Source organism: Lacticaseibacillus casei DSM 20011 = JCM 1134 = ATCC 393 (assembly GCF_000829055.1).
GTDB classification, from domain to species: Bacteria; Bacillota; Bacilli; order Lactobacillales; family Lactobacillaceae; genus Lacticaseibacillus; species Lacticaseibacillus casei.
Genome location: NZ_AP012544.1, coordinates 2,133,942 through 2,151,529, shown reverse-complemented (window position 1 = coordinate 2,151,529; position 17,588 = coordinate 2,133,942). Strand labels below are relative to the sequence as shown.

At 49.3% G+C, this 17,588-nt stretch carries 15 protein-coding genes; 11 read left to right on the top strand and 4 right to left on the bottom strand.

All coding sequences use genetic code 11. The features are described 5' to 3' along the window. Nucleotides 1-19: 19 nt before the first annotated feature. The 4 genes from LBCZ_RS10405 (at nucleotide 20) to LBCZ_RS10390 (ending at nucleotide 3,077) form a co-directional block, all read left to right on the top strand. Complete coding sequence (locus LBCZ_RS10405) at nucleotides 20-673, top strand: redox-sensing transcriptional repressor Rex (RefSeq protein WP_010491991.1); 654 nt, start codon at nucleotides 20-22, stop codon at nucleotides 671-673. Nucleotides 674-780: 107 nt separating this feature from the next. Beyond that, nucleotides 781-1,149: a GntR family transcriptional regulator gene (locus LBCZ_RS10400; protein ID WP_025012726.1), complete on the top strand. Its 369-nt coding sequence runs from the start codon at nucleotides 781-783 to the stop codon at nucleotides 1,147-1,149. Beyond that, entirely contained in the window at nucleotides 1,146-2,033 is an 888-nt protein-coding gene (locus tag LBCZ_RS10395) for an ATP-binding cassette domain-containing protein (RefSeq protein WP_025012727.1), read from the top strand. The genes LBCZ_RS10400 and LBCZ_RS10395 overlap by 4 nt, the downstream gene beginning before the upstream one ends. Then, nucleotides 2,034-3,077 (top strand): hypothetical protein, encoded by a 1,044-nt coding sequence (locus tag LBCZ_RS10390; RefSeq protein WP_025012728.1) that lies wholly within the window; start codon nucleotides 2,034-2,036, stop codon nucleotides 3,075-3,077. Nucleotides 3,078-3,155: 78 nt separating this feature from the next. On the opposite strand, the gene LBCZ_RS10385 is transcribed toward LBCZ_RS10390, so the two are convergent. Together LBCZ_RS10385 and LBCZ_RS10380 are read right to left on the bottom strand one after the other, a co-directional pair. Continuing rightward, a complete protein-coding gene (locus LBCZ_RS10385; RefSeq protein WP_025012729.1) occupies nucleotides 3,156-4,214 on the bottom strand; it encodes an LCP family protein in 1,059 nt (352 codons plus the stop codon). An 80-nt stretch (nucleotides 4,215-4,294) separates the two neighbouring features. Beyond that, nucleotides 4,295-4,939 carry a CPBP family intramembrane glutamic endopeptidase gene (locus tag LBCZ_RS10380; RefSeq protein WP_025012730.1) on the bottom strand — a complete coding sequence of 215 codons (645 nt, stop codon included), beginning with the start codon at nucleotides 4,937-4,939 and terminating at the stop codon, nucleotides 4,295-4,297. Between the two features lie 154 nt (nucleotides 4,940-5,093). Between LBCZ_RS10380 and groES the strand changes: the two genes are divergently transcribed. The 7 genes from groES (at nucleotide 5,094) to LBCZ_RS10345 (ending at nucleotide 15,165) form a co-directional block, all read left to right on the top strand. Beyond that, entirely contained in the window at nucleotides 5,094-5,375 is a 282-nt protein-coding gene (gene groES, locus LBCZ_RS10375; RefSeq protein ID WP_003567052.1) for a co-chaperone GroES, read from the top strand. Nucleotides 5,376-5,410: 35 nt separating this feature from the next. Next, nucleotides 5,411-7,048, top strand: a complete 1,638-nt coding sequence (gene groL, locus LBCZ_RS10370; RefSeq protein WP_010491955.1) for a chaperonin GroEL — start codon at nucleotides 5,411-5,413, stop codon at nucleotides 7,046-7,048. Nucleotides 7,049-7,269: 221 nt separating this feature from the next. Beyond that, nucleotides 7,270-7,611 carry a DUF1827 family protein gene (locus LBCZ_RS10365; RefSeq protein ID WP_025012731.1) on the top strand — a complete coding sequence of 114 codons (342 nt, stop codon included), beginning with the start codon at nucleotides 7,270-7,272 and terminating at the stop codon, nucleotides 7,609-7,611. A gap of 468 nt (nucleotides 7,612-8,079) precedes the next feature. Beyond that, nucleotides 8,080-9,909, top strand: a complete 1,830-nt coding sequence (locus tag LBCZ_RS10360) for an APC family permease (protein WP_039639293.1) — start codon at nucleotides 8,080-8,082, stop codon at nucleotides 9,907-9,909. Between the two features lie 177 nt (nucleotides 9,910-10,086). Next, nucleotides 10,087-12,660 carry a DNA mismatch repair protein MutS gene (gene mutS, locus LBCZ_RS10355; RefSeq protein WP_025012732.1) on the top strand — a complete coding sequence of 858 codons (2,574 nt, stop codon included), beginning with the start codon at nucleotides 10,087-10,089 and terminating at the stop codon, nucleotides 12,658-12,660. A 4-nt stretch (nucleotides 12,661-12,664) separates the two neighbouring features. Then, entirely contained in the window at nucleotides 12,665-14,620 is a 1,956-nt protein-coding gene (mutL, locus tag LBCZ_RS10350) for a DNA mismatch repair endonuclease MutL (protein ID WP_010491947.1), read from the top strand. Continuing rightward, the gene (locus tag LBCZ_RS10345; protein ID WP_025012733.1) at nucleotides 14,617-15,165 is read left to right on the top strand and encodes a Maf family protein; all 549 of its coding nucleotides are present in this window, start codon (nucleotides 14,617-14,619) and stop codon (nucleotides 15,163-15,165) included. Before mutL ends, LBCZ_RS10345 begins: the two co-directional genes overlap by 4 nt. A gap of 331 nt (nucleotides 15,166-15,496) precedes the next feature. Here LBCZ_RS10345 and LBCZ_RS10340 read toward each other — a convergent pair whose 3' ends face one another. Together LBCZ_RS10340 and LBCZ_RS10335 are read right to left on the bottom strand one after the other, a co-directional pair. Next, nucleotides 15,497-16,000 (bottom strand): DUF4811 domain-containing protein, encoded by a 504-nt coding sequence (locus LBCZ_RS10340; RefSeq protein WP_010491943.1) that lies wholly within the window; start codon nucleotides 15,998-16,000, stop codon nucleotides 15,497-15,499. Further along, on the bottom strand, nucleotides 15,997-17,454 hold the full coding sequence (locus tag LBCZ_RS10335) for an MDR family MFS transporter (protein WP_025012734.1): 1,458 nt from the start codon (nucleotides 17,452-17,454) through the stop codon (nucleotides 15,997-15,999). The genes LBCZ_RS10340 and LBCZ_RS10335 overlap by 4 nt, the downstream gene beginning before the upstream one ends. Between the last annotated feature and the right edge of the window lie 134 nt (nucleotides 17,455-17,588).

Below are 17,588 nucleotides of genomic sequence, written 5' to 3'. Positions count from 1 at the left end.
CTACAGGAGGCTTGCTTACATGGCGGAAACAATCATCCCCAAAGCAACGGCGAAACGCCTACCCGTGTACTACCGATATTTGAATTTCTTGGCGAATTCCGGGACAACCAAGATCAGTTCAACTGAACTGTCGGACGCGGTGAAAGTTGACTCGGCAACGATTCGGCGTGATTTTTCTTATTTCGGTGCATTGGGCAAACGCGGCTACGGCTATGACGTCAACGATTTGCTGAAATTCTTTAAAAAGATTCTGAATCAGGATCGGCTAACTAATGTCGGGCTGGTTGGTGTCGGCAATCTTGGCCATGCCTTGTTGAATTATAATTTTCGACAGGCTAACAACATTCGGATTAGTGCCGGATTCGATATCAACCCTGATTTAGCCGGAACCATTCAAAGTGGGGTACCAATTTATCCCATGGATGAAATGATTAAGCAAATTAAAGATCAGCAGATTGAAATCGTGATTTTGACGGTGCCAATTGATGCCGCCCAGCATATCACCGATGATTTGGTTAAAGCCGGGATTAAGGGGATCATGAACTTCACCCCGATTCGCATTTCGGTGCCTAGCTACGTGCGGGTACAAAATGTGGATTTGGCAACGGAACTACAGACCTTGATTTACTTCCTGGAACATTATGGGCCAACGCTCAACGAACCGGAAGCTTAACTGAAAAAAGAAAATGCGTCGTCCATGACAGATGGACGGCGTTTTTTTCTTGCGTTGTTGAGTGTACTATGTATAATAGTACACGTAGTACGAAAGGGGGCGCCGGAATGGCAACCGATTCATATACTCATTTGGCGTACTATGAACGCTTGGTGTTGCAGATTAAGACCCGGATTCTACAAGGCATTATGCAGCCGGGCGATAAACTGCCATCGGTGCGGGAAATGGCGAAGCAAGAACAGCTGAATCCCAATACCGTCGCCAAAGCCTACAAGCAACTGGAGGCGGACGGCGTGATTTACGTTGAACCTGGGCGCGGCACATTTGTGGCTGAGCCATTAAAACACGCGAATTCAAGAGCAGTGGCGGCGTTCCGTCCAAAGTTTGATGCAATTGTCGTGGAAGCACAAAGCCTAGGCATCAGTTTAGCGACATTGCAAGCATGGTTGGCTGAAAAGGAGGAGCATCGTGTATGAGTTTAATCGTGACTAAATTGCAAAAAAGAATCGCCAATCAGGAAGTCCTGCGCGATATCACGTTTTCGCTGGATCGCGGCCAGGTTGTTGGATTGGTCGGCCCAAATGGTATCGGCAAAACCACGATTTTTCGTACCGTCACCCGCCAGTATATCGCTGACGGCGGGACGGTCACGTTGGATCAGCATGATCTGACAAACGAATCGCCGCAACAAGCAGCCATTTTTTACTTAGATCAGCAACATTTATTCTTTCGCAAGTATGCATTGGCCAAAATTGCGACAACGTATGCCTTGCTTTACCCTTCATTCGATCAAGCAGCGTTTCTGCACCTGATTAAAAAATTCGGGTTAACCGGTGGCCAACGGTTTCAGGGGCTATCCAAAGGGTATCAGGCGCTGGTCATGGTGGCGATGGCTTTGGCGAGCCAATCCCCGTATGTTTTTCTCGATGAACCATTCGACGGGCTGGATGTCTTGATTCGTGAGCGCATTGTCAATTTGGTGGTGGATGCGGTAGCCGATGGTCAGCGGACTTTTCTGATTGCGTCCCACAATCTCGCCGAATTAGACGGTTTATCCGATCGTGTTTTATTCGTCAAAGATGGCCGCATCAGCCGCGATCTTACGTTGGAAAATGTCCGTCAGCAAGCGGTGAAACTGCAGCTGGTATTCCGAACCAAGGAAATTCCGGCGGTGATCAAACAGCATGGCCGCATTTTGAATATCCGTGGGCGCGTCATTGAAGTCGTTTTTCCTGATTTCACACCAGATGTGCAAGCGGCACTGCAAGCTGAGCAGCCGGTTTTGAACGAAAGCCTGCCATTGTCGTTGTCGGATTTGTTTAAAGTTGAATTTCGAAAAAAACATGCGGAGGTGGGCTAGATGGGTGATCATCAGTTGTTGAAACTTGTTCGGATTAGGCATAAGGTGCTGATCCGGGTCATGTTTATCTTTGTCATTTTGCTGGCGCTGCTTAATACGGGTGAGTCGTTAAACACGTATCACGAGCAACAAAAAAATACTATGACGTTCACACAGTTTATTGAGGAGAAAAAAAGAGCGGCTAAATATCATGATACAAGCCTTGTAAATGAAAGTTATGCAACTTACCTTAAGGAACAACGTTATTTTGTTATGCCGCAACGCGATAAGCTTTATTCGTCTTTAGTGGTCGGACAAATCATAACGATCATCCATTACGCAATCCCATTACTGCTCGGATTAGCTATGGCTGGGATGGATCAGGCAAGCAGTTTTAATGTGGCCATGTTTAAAAGCCGATTTAAGCGAAGACAATTTTTTGCTGCCCGTTACTGGTATGGGCTGACGTGTTTACTCGGAACTACAACACTTGGCATCGGCATTCTTCTGCTTGGTATTTTCGTTGGCGTGCCGACCGAGTATGTTGGCATTAGCGGCTTGAATATTTTGGGCTTATTGATGATGAATCTGGCCATTGACAGCTTTTTGTTCACCGTTGGCATTGGCGTTGGCAGTATTTTTTCCACGTTGTTCGGCATGTTTGTCTTTGGGCTTTTTGGCGGGTGGCTTGGTGCCAGTGCGATTCAACGGTTCATGGTTTATAACGCTGTGAACCACCGTTCTTATTGGTCACTTTTACCGCGTGGCGATCAGTTATTCCTGCCCTTGTTTATACTGGCGTTAACGATTAGCGTGGCTGGTTACTGGCTCACCCGCTGGCTATTTGACCGGATTTCACTGGAAAACGAGGGCGACATCCTATTGTTGCCAAAACTCCGCTGGGTCATTTTTGTCTATGCCTTGATTGTTGTCCCTTTCAATTTTGGCGATTGGCTGTTCCAAAATGAATTGTTGTCCTACAGTGTCTCCATTATCGGTGTTCTCGCGCTCGGTCTCTGGTGGCTGCATCGCGAGCGTGCGCAAGAACAACTGATGGTTCGATAATTCTGAGCAGAGTTCTATGCCACTAAAAAACCGCCGCCGACGTCATAAGTCGGTAGGCGGTTTTTGCTTACATGCATGTTAACGATCATAAGGTGTGAAGATAATGTAATTCTGATCGGTTGTTGCCTTGAAATCAAACTGGGTGTTCTTGGCATTTTGTTTGGTTTCTTCGTTGCTGATGGTTTCGGTTTGCAGGCCCAGTGCTTTGCGCAGCTTATCGGAAACCCGCTGCATTTCGGCATCTGAGGCGATTTGATAAGCACCGTCACCGACCCATGCATTAACCCCTTTGAGATGATCTGTTGTGATGGTTTTGGCAGCGCCGCGATAGTTCATGAAAATGCTTTGCATATCGGCAAAACTCAGATTAGTGGCAATGTTTTTGGAAATCGTGTCCATGAGTTTGGTGAAGTTACCAAGCGATCCGACAGAAACGGCTTTTTTCAAAATGGCCTTGATCACTTGCTGTTGACGCTTTTGCCGGCCATAGTCGCCTTCCGGATCAGCGTGGCGCATTCGTGAGTAGGCAAGTGCCATGTTGCCATTTAAATGCATGCGGCCCTTTTTGAATTTCTGGTTGCCAGTGTATGGATCCTGGAATGAAAACGGAACATCAACGTCAATCCCACCGACCGCATTGACGACTTTTTCCAGCGCGCCCATGTTGATCGTCAGATAATAAGAAATCGGCACATTCACAAGTTTAGAGACTGTGTTGATGGCCATATCAGAACCGCCGACATTGTATGCAGCGTTGATTTTCTGCATATTGAACTCTTTGGTGCCAATCAATTCAGCAGCCGTATCGCGGGGGATGCTGACCATGGTGGTTTTGTTGGTCTTCGGATTGACGACGGCCACAATCATGGTATCGGAGTTGCCCTTTTCAACGCGTCCTTCAGCACCGGTGTCGACCCCGAGCAGGAGTACTGCAAATGGCTTCTTTTGGGCGATGTCCGTGCTGACGTGTTTGGTGGCATGGTATGTATTATCGATGGCATATTTTGCCTGGCTATAGAGGCGCAGGGCATAGGCGCCAACCGTAAACAGGCCGACAATGACGATTAAGCCGATGAGGCGTCCCCAGCGAAAACGTTTAGGCGGTTGACGGTGGCGGTGATTTGAACGGGTCTCCATTTTTGAACGGCTCCTTTATAAAAACATTATTTCCATTATAGAAGATTGAATGCGCCAACGAGATTAATATTCGATTACGTTTACAGCGCGTGGGCAATGTAATATAGCCAAACCACCCATAGTGCACCGACATGGGAGATGATGGCAGTGCTGATGGCGCCGGTGTGACGGTAATCATAGGCCAGAACCAATCCAACCAAGGTCGCGCTGAGCCAGTGGCCGCCTGGTTGAGTCACGGCAAATAACAGACTGGCGATCAAAGCGCCACCGAAAACGCCAGTGACATTAACCAGATTACCGAACAATACTTTACGAAAAGCCAGCTCCTCCAGAACGGGAATGGCGAGGCCGATTGCCAAAAAGTACCAGGGATTGGTGGTCATACTGGGAAGCTGCTGATGAATCTGGCTATTGGTTTGCGGCATTTTAAAAAGGAACATTTCAAGCCATGAGCCGACTAACTGAGCAGCCAAGACGCCAGCAATGCCGATGACACCCCAGAAAACGCGCTGTTGTGGTGCGAGGACGCCAGGGGCTTCAATCGCGTTGGCAATGACCAGTTGCCGTTCGCTATAGGCCGCAGCAATCATTGCGATGACACTGATTAAGGTCACAATACCAAGGCTGAGCCGCCCAACCGGCATGAATTGGAAAATCAAAAGGTTAGCGATAAACGTGACGAGGTAAGCACCGATAACGGAAAAGGCATGTTTTTGCAGTGACATATAGGGGACTCCTTTGAAAAAATATCTGAAATTAGTATAACATTCCCGGGTTTTGGGGTTGCATTCACCCGGAAAACTCGTTATAGTTACTTTTGTAGTTAGCACTTAGACATAGCGAGTGCTAAATCAAAAAATGTAATGTGGAGGGATTGCCTTGTTAAAACCATTAGGAGATCGCGTGATTGTCGAGGTCGTTGAAGAAGAGGAACAGACTGTTGGCGGCATTGTCTTAGCCAATAATGCCAAGCAAAAGCCGCAAACCGGCAAAGTTGTCGCAGTAGGTGAAGGCGCCTTGACACCGGAAGGCAAGCGTCTGCCAATGGCTGTCAAAGTTGGTGATACTGTATTATACGACAAATACGCCGGCTCTGAAGTAAAGTATGAAGGTCAAGACTACCTCGTACTGCACGAAAAAGACATTATGGCAATTGCGTAAAAAATAATCGATCAATTTTGAGGTGAATAAAAACAATGGCAAAAGAAATTAAATTCTCTGAGGATGCACGTACCGCTATGCTGCGTGGCGTGGATCAGTTAGCAAACACGGTAAAAACAACTTTAGGACCAAAAGGCCGCAACGTTGTTTTGGATAAGAGCTATGGCGCACCGGAAATCACCAACGACGGTGTTACGATCGCCAAGTCAATTGACTTAGAAGACCATTACGAAAACATGGGCGCTAAGTTGGTAGCGGAAGTTGCATCCAAGACAAACGATATCGCCGGTGATGGTACCACAACCGCAACGGTTCTGGCACAAAGCATCATTCGTGAAGGTATGAAGAACGTAACTGCCGGTGCTAACCCAGTTGGCATTCGGACCGGTATCGAAAAGGCGACCAAGGCAGCGGTTGATGAACTGCACAAGATCAGCCACAAGGTTAACGGCAAGAAGGAAATCGCCCAGGTTGCTTCGGTTTCATCTTCCAATGAAGAAGTCGGCAATCTGATTGCGGACGCTATGGAAAAAGTTGGCCATGATGGTGTTATTACCATCGAAGAAAGCAAAGGGATCGACACTGAACTTTCCGTTGTTGAAGGGATGCAGTTTGATCGCGGCTATCTGAGTCAATACATGGTAACCGACAATGATAAAATGGAAGCTGATCTGGACGATCCATATATCCTGATTACCGATAAGAAGATTTCCAACATCCAGGACATTCTTCCACTATTACAAGAAATCGTTCAACAAGGTAAGGCACTGTTAATCATTGCTGACGATGTTGCCGGCGAAGCATTGCCAACCCTGGTTCTTAACAAGATTCGTGGTACCTTCAATGTTGTTGCAGTTAAGGCCCCTGGCTTTGGCGATCGGCGCAAGGCACAACTGGAAGACATTGCAACCTTGACCGGTGGCACCGTGATCAGTTCCGATCTTGGCTTGGATCTGAAGGATACCAAGATTGAACAATTGGGTCGTGCCGGCAAAGTTACCGTTACCAAGGACAACACCACGATTGTTGATGGCGCAGGTTCCAAGGATGCCATTGCTGAACGGGTTAACATCATCAAGAAGCAAATTGACGACACAACCAGCGACTTCGATCGTGAGAAGTTGCAAGAACGTCTGGCTAAGTTAGCCGGCGGGGTTGCGGTTGTCAAGGTCGGTGCTGCAACCGAAACCGAATTGAAGGAACGTAAGTATCGGATCGAAGATGCTTTGAACGCGACCCGTGCTGCCGTTGAAGAAGGTTACGTTGCCGGCGGTGGTACTGCCTTGGTTGACGTCATCCCTGCCGTTGCTGCTTTGAAAGAAGAAGGCGATGTTCAGACCGGGATCAACATCGTTCTGCGTGCCCTTGAAGAACCTGTTCGCCAGATTGCCGAAAACGCTGGCCGCGAAGGTTCTGTCATCGTTGAACAATTGAAGAAGGAAAAGCAAGGCATTGGTTACAATGCTTCAACCGGTGAATGGGAAGACATGGCTAAGTCAGGTATCATCGACCCAACCAAGGTTACCCGTTCCGCATTGCAAAATGCTGCATCAGTTGCTGCTTTGATGCTGACCACTGAAGCGGTTGTTGCTGACAAGCCAGAACCAAAGGATAACAACGCGGGTGCTGCAGGTGCAAACCCGGCAGCCGGTGGTATGGGCGGCATGATGTAATTTCGTCCTATCCTTAAAAAGAAGAACACAAATAAAACACCAGCGAACTTTGCTGGTGTTTTTTTGTGCACCGCGATCAGGAGTGCGTTGTAACCTGTATATTGTGCCTCACGAGCACGTTCCAAGCGTTATCATAGGCATTGACCACGTTTCCCTGATAAAATAAAATTGGTAAACAGTTAAAGTCACTTTTTCAATGTCAGACAGAAGGGACGATTTATATGAAATTAGTTCAAAATCCCATTCGGCTTAATGCCAGTTTACACAAAATGCTTCCGCACACCATGCGCTTTTTATATAGTCGCAAGCCGGTCAAGTATTTTGAACTTTACACGTTAGGATCGGTACATGTTTATTATGTGGAAGGATTCGACCAAATCGATATTGTCCTGACTCATGACAAGCGCACCATCAAAGATGCCGAAATTGATTTTGTCCTCGAGAAACTATTGCCAGACACACCAAAGACCGAGCTAAAAATCGACCACGCCGCCAAAAGCGAGATCGAACATGAAGTTCATCGTAAATTGAAAGTGCATGATGTTGTTATTATCGAGAAGTGAGCGTGAACCGGCGCGGTTAGAAGTCGGAGTGTAAGTGGCCTTGGGCGTGATGGTCGGGCTTTGACCATTGCGACCAAGGTCCTTACACGCAGACTTCTGCGCCGGTGAGCGCGTTATGGTCGAGCGTGAACCGGCATGCTTCAATAAAGCGTAAGTAGTCTCAACCCCAATGGCGGTTTTTGCCATTGGGGTTGAGGTTCTTGCACCTGAATTTCTGGGCTACCAAACGCGCTACAGAACTTAGCAGTCAACGGCACCCCTTAGCTTCTTTATAGAGCAGTGCCTGATCGCGGCTTTTTCCGAACCATACCCGCTGACAAATATCAATCCAACCGGTGTTTCTGGCGGCACATATAAGTTAAGATGAAACAAGGTGGGCGTAAGCCGAAATTTAGAGTACACTAATGCATGTTTGTTTACGATTCATTAAAATTTTTGAACCGGTGTGGGTTAATAGGAGTTTAGAAAATGATGCACTTGAAACGGCTGTTCATTGGGCGGCCTTTGAAATCTTCCGAGGAAGGTGGTCAACAGCTTAACATCTTCAAAGCATTGGCGATGCTGTCGTCAGATGCTTTGTCCAGTGTGGCTTATGGGACCGAGCAGATTGTCTTGGTCCTCACGACACTGTCGGCTGCGGCAATTTGGTATTCGTTACCGATTGCGGCGTTCGTTTTAGTCTTGCTGATTTCGCTGACACTTTCATATCGGCAGATTATCCATGCTTACCCTAGTGGTGGCGGAGCCTATGTTGTTGCCAGCGAGAATTTGGGCCGCAATGCCGGTTTAACGGCCGGTGCTTCGTTGCTGATTGATTACATGCTGACGGTATCGGTTTCGGTTTCGGCCGGCGCCGAGGCGATCACTAGTGCGATTCCTGCGCTGTATGGCCATCAGGTGGCGATTTCGCTGATCATCATTTTTATCTTGATGGGCATGAACTTACGTGGCATGAGCGAATCGGCTAATTTTCTGATGATTCCGGTTTATCTATTTGTGCTTGTGATGACCGTGATGATCGTCTGGGGACTTTATCAGGTTGTCAGTGGTGCCATTCCGTATAAGGCAACTTCACTGGTCGGCGCAGCGATTCCCGGCGTGTCGATGGCGTTGATTTTCCGGGCGTTTTCCAGCGGATCCAGTTCACTGACCGGGGTTGAAGCGATCAGTAATGCGGTGCCGTTTTTCAAGTTGCCCAAGGAAAAGAATGCAGCCAAAACGTTAGCGATTATGGCTGGCATTCTGGGGTTCTTCTTTGCCGGGATCACGTTCTTGAACTACTGGTATGGTTTAGTGCCGATGGCGAAGGTGACGGTACTTTCACAGGTTGCCAAAGAAACATTTGGTGGCACCGGCATCATGTATTATGTCGTTCAATTTGCGACCGCGTTAATTTTGGCGGTTGCTGCCAACACAGGGTTTTCGGCTTTCCCGGTCTTAGCGTTTAACTTGGCTAAGGACAAGTTTATGCCGCATATGTACCTGGATCGCGGCGATCGGTTGGGTTATTCCAATGGGATTTTGACCTTGGCGCTGGGCTCGGCGGCGTTGATCACCATTTTCCAAGGCTCCACGGAGCGCCTGATTCCGTTGTATGCGGTAGGCGTGTTCATTCCGTTTACGTTGTCGCAAACCGGGATGATCATTCACTGGTTCCGGCACCGCGGCAAGGGCTGGATTGGCAAAACGGTCGCCAACCTTTCTGGTGCATTGATTTCGTTCGCGATTCTGGTCATCTTATTTGCTTACCGGCTGTTTGATATCTGGCCGTTCTTCATCGTCATGCCGCTCGCCATCTTTATGTTTTACAAGATTCATGATCATTATCGTAAAGTGGCCGCGCAGTTACGATTGCCGGCAGATGTTGAGGAGCATGAGTACGATGGCAGCACCGTCATTGTGCTTGTCGGGAATGTGACGCGGGTGACCCGCGCCGCGCTGAATTATGCGCAGTCCATCGGCGATTATGTCATTGCGATGCACGTCTCGATGGATGAGAATCCGAATAAGGAAAAAGAAACGCAAAGCGAATTTCGGGCTGATTTTCCGGATGTCCGGTTTGTCGATATTCACTCGTCGTATCGTTCGATTGAGGTACCGACAATTCGCTTCGTCGACATCGTGGCGCGGAATGCTGCTAAACGCAACTTCACGACCACGGTGCTAATTCCGCAATTCGTACCGCGCAAAAAATGGCAAAATATTCTCCATAACCAAACCAACTTCCGTTTACGCGCTGCGTTTGCAAGCCGCGAAAACGTGATTATTGCCACTTACAGTTATCATTTGAAGAAGTGACCGTTTAGGCAGGTTGGAGAGACATGCAATAGAGGCGGATGAATTCCATAGGTGTGGGTTCATTCGCTTTTTGTTTTCTGCTAAACAGTTTTGAACAGGTTTGGCGTGAAGTTGACGCACCTGTTAAAATATAGGTTATAGAACGTCAGAGATAGTCAAAGACAAAGGGTGAAGTTTGTGCCGCAAAAAACCAGTGATACGCCAATGATGCAACAGTATAATGCGATTAAGGCGCAGTATCCGGATGCATTTTTATTTTATCGAATTGGCGATTTTTACGAATTGTTCAACGATGATGCCATTAAAGGCGCACAGTTGCTTGAGCTGACCTTGACGGCACGAAATAAGAGTGCGGATGATCCGATTCCGATGGCGGGGGTGCCGCATCATGCGGTGCAGAGTTATGTTGATATTCTGATTGATCATGGGTATAAAGTCGCTATCTGTGAGCAAATGGAAGATCCTAAAAAAGCCGTGGGGATGGTCAAGCGCGCCGTGATCCAGCTGATTACCCCGGGGACCAATGTCGACATCAAAGCCGGCGCCGCAAAGACAAATAATTACATTACTGCTGTTTTGCCACACGCTGGCGGTTATGCCTTTGCTTATGGCGATGTTTCCACCGGCGAGCTGAAGGTGACCGATCTCAAAAGTAAATTTGCCTTGGAAAACGAATTGAGTGCCCTCGCGACCAAAGAAATCGTGGTGCCAGAAGACCTGACTGATGATGACGCAGCCATGTTGAAAAAAGGCGAGCGTTTGTTGTCAGTTCAGCCTGACAGTCAGCCAACGAGTGAAGGCAGTTATGTGTCGCAAGATCTGACCGATCCCGCCGAAGCCGCCGTTGTGCAAATGCTGATGGCTTATTTGTTGAACACGCAGAAACGGAGCTTGGCCCATATCCAAAAAGCCGTGGCTTACCAACCGTCAGCGTATCTGGAAATGGATCAGGATGCCCGCAGCAATCTTGATATTCTGCAAAACAGTCGTACCGGGCGCAAAGGCGATACGTTATTGTCTTTGCTGGACGCAACGAAAACCGCGATGGGCGGGCGTTTGCTGAAGCAGTGGTTAGAGCGGCCGCTGCTGGATATTGGCGCGATCAGCGTACGACAAAATCAGGTTCAGGACTTGCTGGATCACTTTTTTGAACGTAGCGAGTTACAGGAACGTCTGACAAAGGTTTATGATCTGGAGCGGTTAGCCGGTCGCGTGGCTTTTGGTACGGTTAACGGGCGCGACTTGATTCAGCTGCAAACTTCACTTGATCAGGTGCCGGCGATTCAGGATGTCTTAAGCAAGCTTGATGATGGCAGTTTTAAGGCACTTCGCGGTAAAATCGACCCAGTCAGTGATGTTGCCGGGTTGATTCGCCGGGCGATCGAGCCGGAGCCGCCGATTTCGGTGACCGACGGCGGCCTGATTTTACGCGGCTACAATAAGAAGTTAGACGAGTACCGCGATGCCATGAAGAATTCCAAGCAGTGGATTGCGGAACTGGAAGCATCAGAACGCAAGGCCACCGGCATCCACAACTTGAAAATCCGTTATAACAAGGTGTTTGGCTACTTTATCGAGGTTACTAAGTCCAATTTGGACAAGGTACCGGAAGGCCGCTACGAGCGCAAACAGACGCTGACAAATGCCGAACGGTTTATCACGCCTGAGCTGAAGGAAAAAGAAACCTTGATTCTTGAAGCACAGGAAAGTTCAACCGCGCTGGAGTATGATCTTTTTCAGGATATTCGCGATCAGGTCAAAGCTCAGATTAAACGACTCCAAGCGTTAGCCGCCCAGATTTCGGCATTGGATGTCTTGCAAAGTTTTGCGACAGTGGCTGAAAACAATCACTATGTCCGGCCGACGATGCATGCCGGCACCCACGACATTAATGTTAAAGGCGGCCGCCATCCGGTTGTCGAACACGTTTTGGGGCAAGACAGCTATATCCCTAACGATGTCATCATGGATCAGGATACGGATATGCTGCTGATTACCGGCCCTAACATGTCCGGGAAAAGTACCTACATGCGGCAGTTGGCGTTAATTGTGATCATGGCACAAGCTGGATCATTCGTCCCGGCTGATGCTGCGGATTTACCGATTTTTGATCAAATCTTCACCCGCATTGGCGCGGCGGACGACTTGGCGAATGGGGAAAGCACGTTTATGGTCGAAATGCTAGAGGCCAACGCGGCACTGAGTCATGCAACGGCTTCGAGTCTGATTCTCTTTGATGAAATCGGACGCGGAACGGCGACTTATGATGGCATGGCGCTGGCACAGGCGATTATCGAATATTTGCATGATCACGTGCATGCCAAGACGCTATTTTCCACCCATTATCATGAACTGACCAGTCTGTCGGATTCATTGGCGAAGCTCAAGAATGTCCATGTCGGTGCGGTCGAAGAGCATGGCAACCTGGTTTTCCTGCACAAAATGATGCCGGGGCCGGCAGATAAAAGCTATGGGATTCATGTGGCCAAATTGGCTGGCCTGCCGTCAGACTTATTGAATCGTGCCGATGCGATTCTGAAGCAGCTTGAAGCCGCCACGCCGGAGAAAACCGTGCCTGCAGCCCCAAGCCAGGTGACGGACCAACAATTGTCGCTTTTTGAAGAGCCTAAACCGCAACCGAAGAACAGTCCGATTTTGGCGAAACTAGCTAAGTTTGATTTGATGGATGCGACGCCAATGGACGCCATGAATTTGATTTTCGACCTTCAGAAACGTTTAAAGAAGAAGTGATTTTATGCCAAAAATTCATCAGCTATCGGCCACGTTAAGTAATCAGATTGCTGCCGGGGAAGTCATTGAACGCCCGGCCAGCGTGGTAAAAGAATTAGTGGAAAACAGCATCGATGCCCAGGCAACCCAGATTGACGTGAAGGTGTCAGCAGCTGGCTTGCAGAAAATTCAGGTCAGCGACAACGGGGTCGGGATTGATCCTGACGATGTTGCGACCGCCTTTTTGCGCCATGCGACGAGCAAAATTCTGACGACGCGGGATTTGTTTAATGTGCATTCGTTAGGGTTTCGCGGTGAAGCTTTGGCCAGTATTGCGGCGGTTGCCGATGTCACGTTAACGACGGCGACAGATTCTGGCATCGGCGCCAAGATTCACGTGAAGGGTGGCAAAGTCGAGGATCAAACTACGGCGGCGCATCGCCGGGGCACGGATGTTGAAGTGTCTGATCTGTTCTTCAATACACCAGCGCGCCTGAAGTACATGAAGTCACAGCAGACCGAGCTTGGGAAAATTGTCGATATCGTTAGTCGGCTGGCCTTGGCTAATCCCAGCATTGCTTTTACGGTGTCGCACGATGGCAATATGGTCGTTCGGACTGCGGGTCAAGGCGATCTGCGGCAGACGCTTGCGGGAATCTATGGCTTGCCAGTAGCGCGGTCGATGGTTGACTTTCAGGCGCAGGATCTTGATTTTCAAGTGAGTGGGTTAACCAGTTTGCCAGAAACCACGCGGGCCTCGCGCAATTACTTGAGCCTGGTCGTCAATGGTCGTTATATCAAGAATTTTCAGCTCACCAAAGCCGTGATTGCCGGTTACGGCTCCAAGCTCATGGTCGGGCGGTATCCGATGGGTGTCATCACGATTCAGATGGATGCAGCCTTGGTCGATGTCAACGTGCATCCGACGAAAGCGGAAGTGCGTCTGAGCAAGGAAGATCAGCTCAGCCATCTGCTGAGTGAAGCGATTCGGAGTCGGTTAGCAAAAGAAAATCTCATTCCAGACGCGTTGGATAACCTGCCTAAACGTGAGCACTATGACCTGGATCAGCTGGAATTAACGCTGAATAAAATCAGCCCGAAAACAGCTGCACCAACGCCGCCGCAGGGAACTGAACTACGCGAAGAAACCCATGACCAGCCTGTAAATACGCCTCAAGCTGGATCAACGCCGTCTGCCGAGACAGCGCCGGACTTAACCATGGATGATTTGGATGATCGGCCAATCTTTAGCGAACCGCAACGGCTGGCTGCGTGGGATCAGCGTTATCAGCAGTTGGATGCCAATGTAGCGCCAGCGCTGGTGGAAGACTTGCCAGCGCAAGATCTGAAGCGGAACGAACCAGCTGAGCGATTTCCGGATTTAACGTATTTGGCGCAGGTTCACGGCACTTACTTGCTAGCTGAGTCCAGCGACGGTCTGTATATTTTGGATCAGCATGCCGCGCAGGAGCGGGTCAACTACGAATTTTATCGTCAGGAAATCGGCAAAGTCAGCACCGATCAGCAACACTTATTAGTGCCGATTGTCCTGGATTATTCCGCCGCCGATGCGATTGATATTCGGACGCACCGCGATGTTTTGGAATCAGTCGGCCTGTATCTGGAAGACTTCGGCCAAAATAGTTTTGTAGTTGAACATCACCCGACTTGGTTTAAAGCCGGCCAGGAAGAGGATACGATCAAGGAAATGGTGGATTGGGTGCTGCGCGACGGTAAAATTACGGTGGCGGCGTTTCGGGAAAAAACCGCCATCATGATGAGCTGTAAACGGGCCATCAAGGCTAATCATCATTTGGACGACAAGCAGGCGCGCGCACTGATTCAAAAGCTGCCGCAATGCGAGAATCCGTTTAATTGCCCGCATGGCCGGCCGGTTCTGGTGCACTTTTCCAATACAGATCTGGAGAAAATGTTCAAACGGATTCAAGATAGTCATGAAAGCGGGGAAATGCAGGCATGATCATATTGGCAAGTCACTCACCGCGGCGGCAGGAATTGCTCAAGCGAATTATTCCCAGTTTTGAGAGCCATCCGGCCGCGATTAATGAGCGGGCGCTGCCGGTTTTAGCGCCGCCGGAATATGTCCAGAGTCTCGCGAAGGCAAAAGGCGAATCGCTGGTGCCCAGCTATCCGGGTTCTACGATTATCGCGGCAGATACTATGGTGGCGTTTCAGGGCAAATTGCTGGGCAAGCCGCATAGCCGGCAAGAAGCCAAGCAGATGATCACCGCACTTGGCGGCCAAACCCATCAAGTGTATACCGGCTTATGGGTACGTTTGGATAATGGCACGGTGCGCCAACAAGTCGTAGGCACCGACGTCACCTTCTGGCCACTTGAGGAAGCAGAAATCGAGTCCTATTTGCAGGAAGATGCTTATCAAGACAAGGCCGGTGCTTACGGGATTCAAGATGCCGGAGCCTTGCTGGTTAAGTCCATTCACGGCGACTTTTACAATGTGATGGGTCTACCGATCAGCACGTTGTATCGCATGTTGTTGGCTTAGCTTATAAAAAGAATTCTTTGCCGTGCCAAACTCCGCAATCTCCGGCCAGCTGGGGCTGGAACGGGGTGGGCACGACTTAGAGCCTCTGCAAAATCGGCAGAGTCTCTAAGCTCGGCCTTGTTGTAGGCGGGGCAAAAGTCGCCCCACCAACAACAATTGCACCCCTGAGCCCCATCTGGCCTACGATTGCTCCGCTTTGGCACTACAATTCTTAGGCTTGTATAAATTGTCTATCCGAAAACAAAAGACAAATGACGCTCCTCCCGTGTGTGGGTTATAGGGCGCCATTTGTCTTTTTTGAATGCTGTCACTAATGGATTATTCAATATCTCTAACTCTTAGGTGATTTAACAACCTGCCAGTTGCTTGGTAGGGTGAAGGTGTAGACCTTGCCGATGGTTTTGCCTTGTTCCCCGGAGCCGGCAAACATGATGGCGGCAAAGACGTTGCTGTATTTGAGTTTCTGCTCGGTGACAGCGACTTGCGGAATGGTGCCGTGTTTCAGTTTCGTCTTGATGGTGGCACTTGGCTTGACTGTGTGATCGATGGCGTCGCCGGAAATCCGGTAGCGGTAAGCAATATGTTTTTTAGCCGTACCGATGGGCTGGCTGATAATCTGCAATTGGTCATTCATGGGTGCCAGTGGTTGCAACTCGGTGGTTTCGTCAATCGTAAACCCAACATGGTAAAGATCATTCACACTCAACAAAGCAATCGGGCCTAAAACCAGCAAGCCACTCACAATGATGGCTAATGGCCGCTGGCGGCTGGGTTTCATTAACACGACAGCCCAGAAAAAGGCGATGGCACCGATGATCAACAATAAGATAATCATGAGGCGTCCCTCCGATCCATGGCGTCATTTTTCAAGAAGAAGCTCAGTATTAAGCCTAGCGCTGCCATGACCAACGAAACGGCAAAAGCCGCCCGATAGCCAGCCAAGGTGGCCTGATGTAGCGCGTTGGCGTAATCAATTGGATCAAGGGCCTTGCCGCTAGCTGCCGGCGTTGCGCCCTTGGTGACGACCGACAAAACAGAGACCAGGATCGCGGTCCCAATTGATGCCGCCACTTGCCGAATCGTGTTGTTCACGGCCGTTCCGTGGTTTATTAAATGCGTCGGTAAGGCGTTCATCCCGGCAGTCGTGACCGGCATAGTGACCATGGTGATCCCGAACATCCGCACGGTATAAACTGTCGTGATATAAATCAGCGGCGTGGTTTCAGTTAACGTCATCAACGGCAAGGTGCCGGTGACCAGCAGAAACAGGCCAGCGACAGCCAAACGTTTGGCGCCAATTCGATCGAAAATCCGGCCGGTGATCGGACTCATGATCCCCATCATAATTGCCCCCGGGAACAAAATCATCCCGGAATGAAAGGCACTTTCGCCACGAATTGTCTGAATATACATCGGCAGCACCATTTCAACCCCGACCATCGACATAAAGGCGACCGCGGTCAAAATGACACTTAACGTGAAGGTCTTGGATTTAAAGACTCGCAATTCCAGTAGCGGTGTTTTGAGATGCAGTTGCCGCCAGCAGAACAAGGCGACAAAGATAATGCCAATCGCGAGACTGATCAGAACCTGAGTGTCCGTCCAGCCGGCATCGCCGACTGTTGAGAAGCCATACAATAAGCCGCCAAACCCAAGCGTCGAAGCAATAATCGATGGCACGTCAATCTTGGGATGTGACGTCGGCAAAACTTTCCGCATGCTGTAAGTGGCCAGTAACACAACCCCGGCAGCAATTGGCATGATGACGGCGAATAACGCACGCCAGGTATGATGCAGCAAAATCCAGCCGGAAAGCGTCGGACCGATTGCCGGCGCCAAGCCAATGACGATGCCCGCTAAGCCCATGGCGCTGCCGCGTTTTTCCGGCGGGAAGATAGTGAACATCACGGTCTGAAAGGTGGGCATGGACATGCCGACACCAATCGCCTGGATGAGGCGGCCGGCCAGCAGCATCTGAAAATCGCCGGCAAGCCAGCAAATCAGCGAACCTAAGAAGAAAATGGTCATGGCCGTCAAATAAAGGTGTTTGACGTTGAATTTGTCCAACAGCCACGCGGAAACCGGAATCATGATACCCATAATTAACATGAAGCCGGTTGTCAGCCACTGAACCGCGCTGGCGCTAATATGAAAATCAGCCATCAGTGTCGGATAAGCCGTGGTGAGAATGGTTTGAGTTAAGAAGGTCGTAAACGTGCCGATCAATAGGGTGATGACAAGTAGCAAACGATTATATGGATGCCCATTAACATCAGTTGGTGTCAACAAAATCGTGTCCTTTCTAAAAACGTTATAATCCAGTCTAGCACGTCAACAGCAGGTTTGGGTGAATGGCCTTCACAAAATCTTTAAAAAGGTATCAAAAAAACATCGTTGCGACTTGTTAGCCTAAAAGTAAGTTA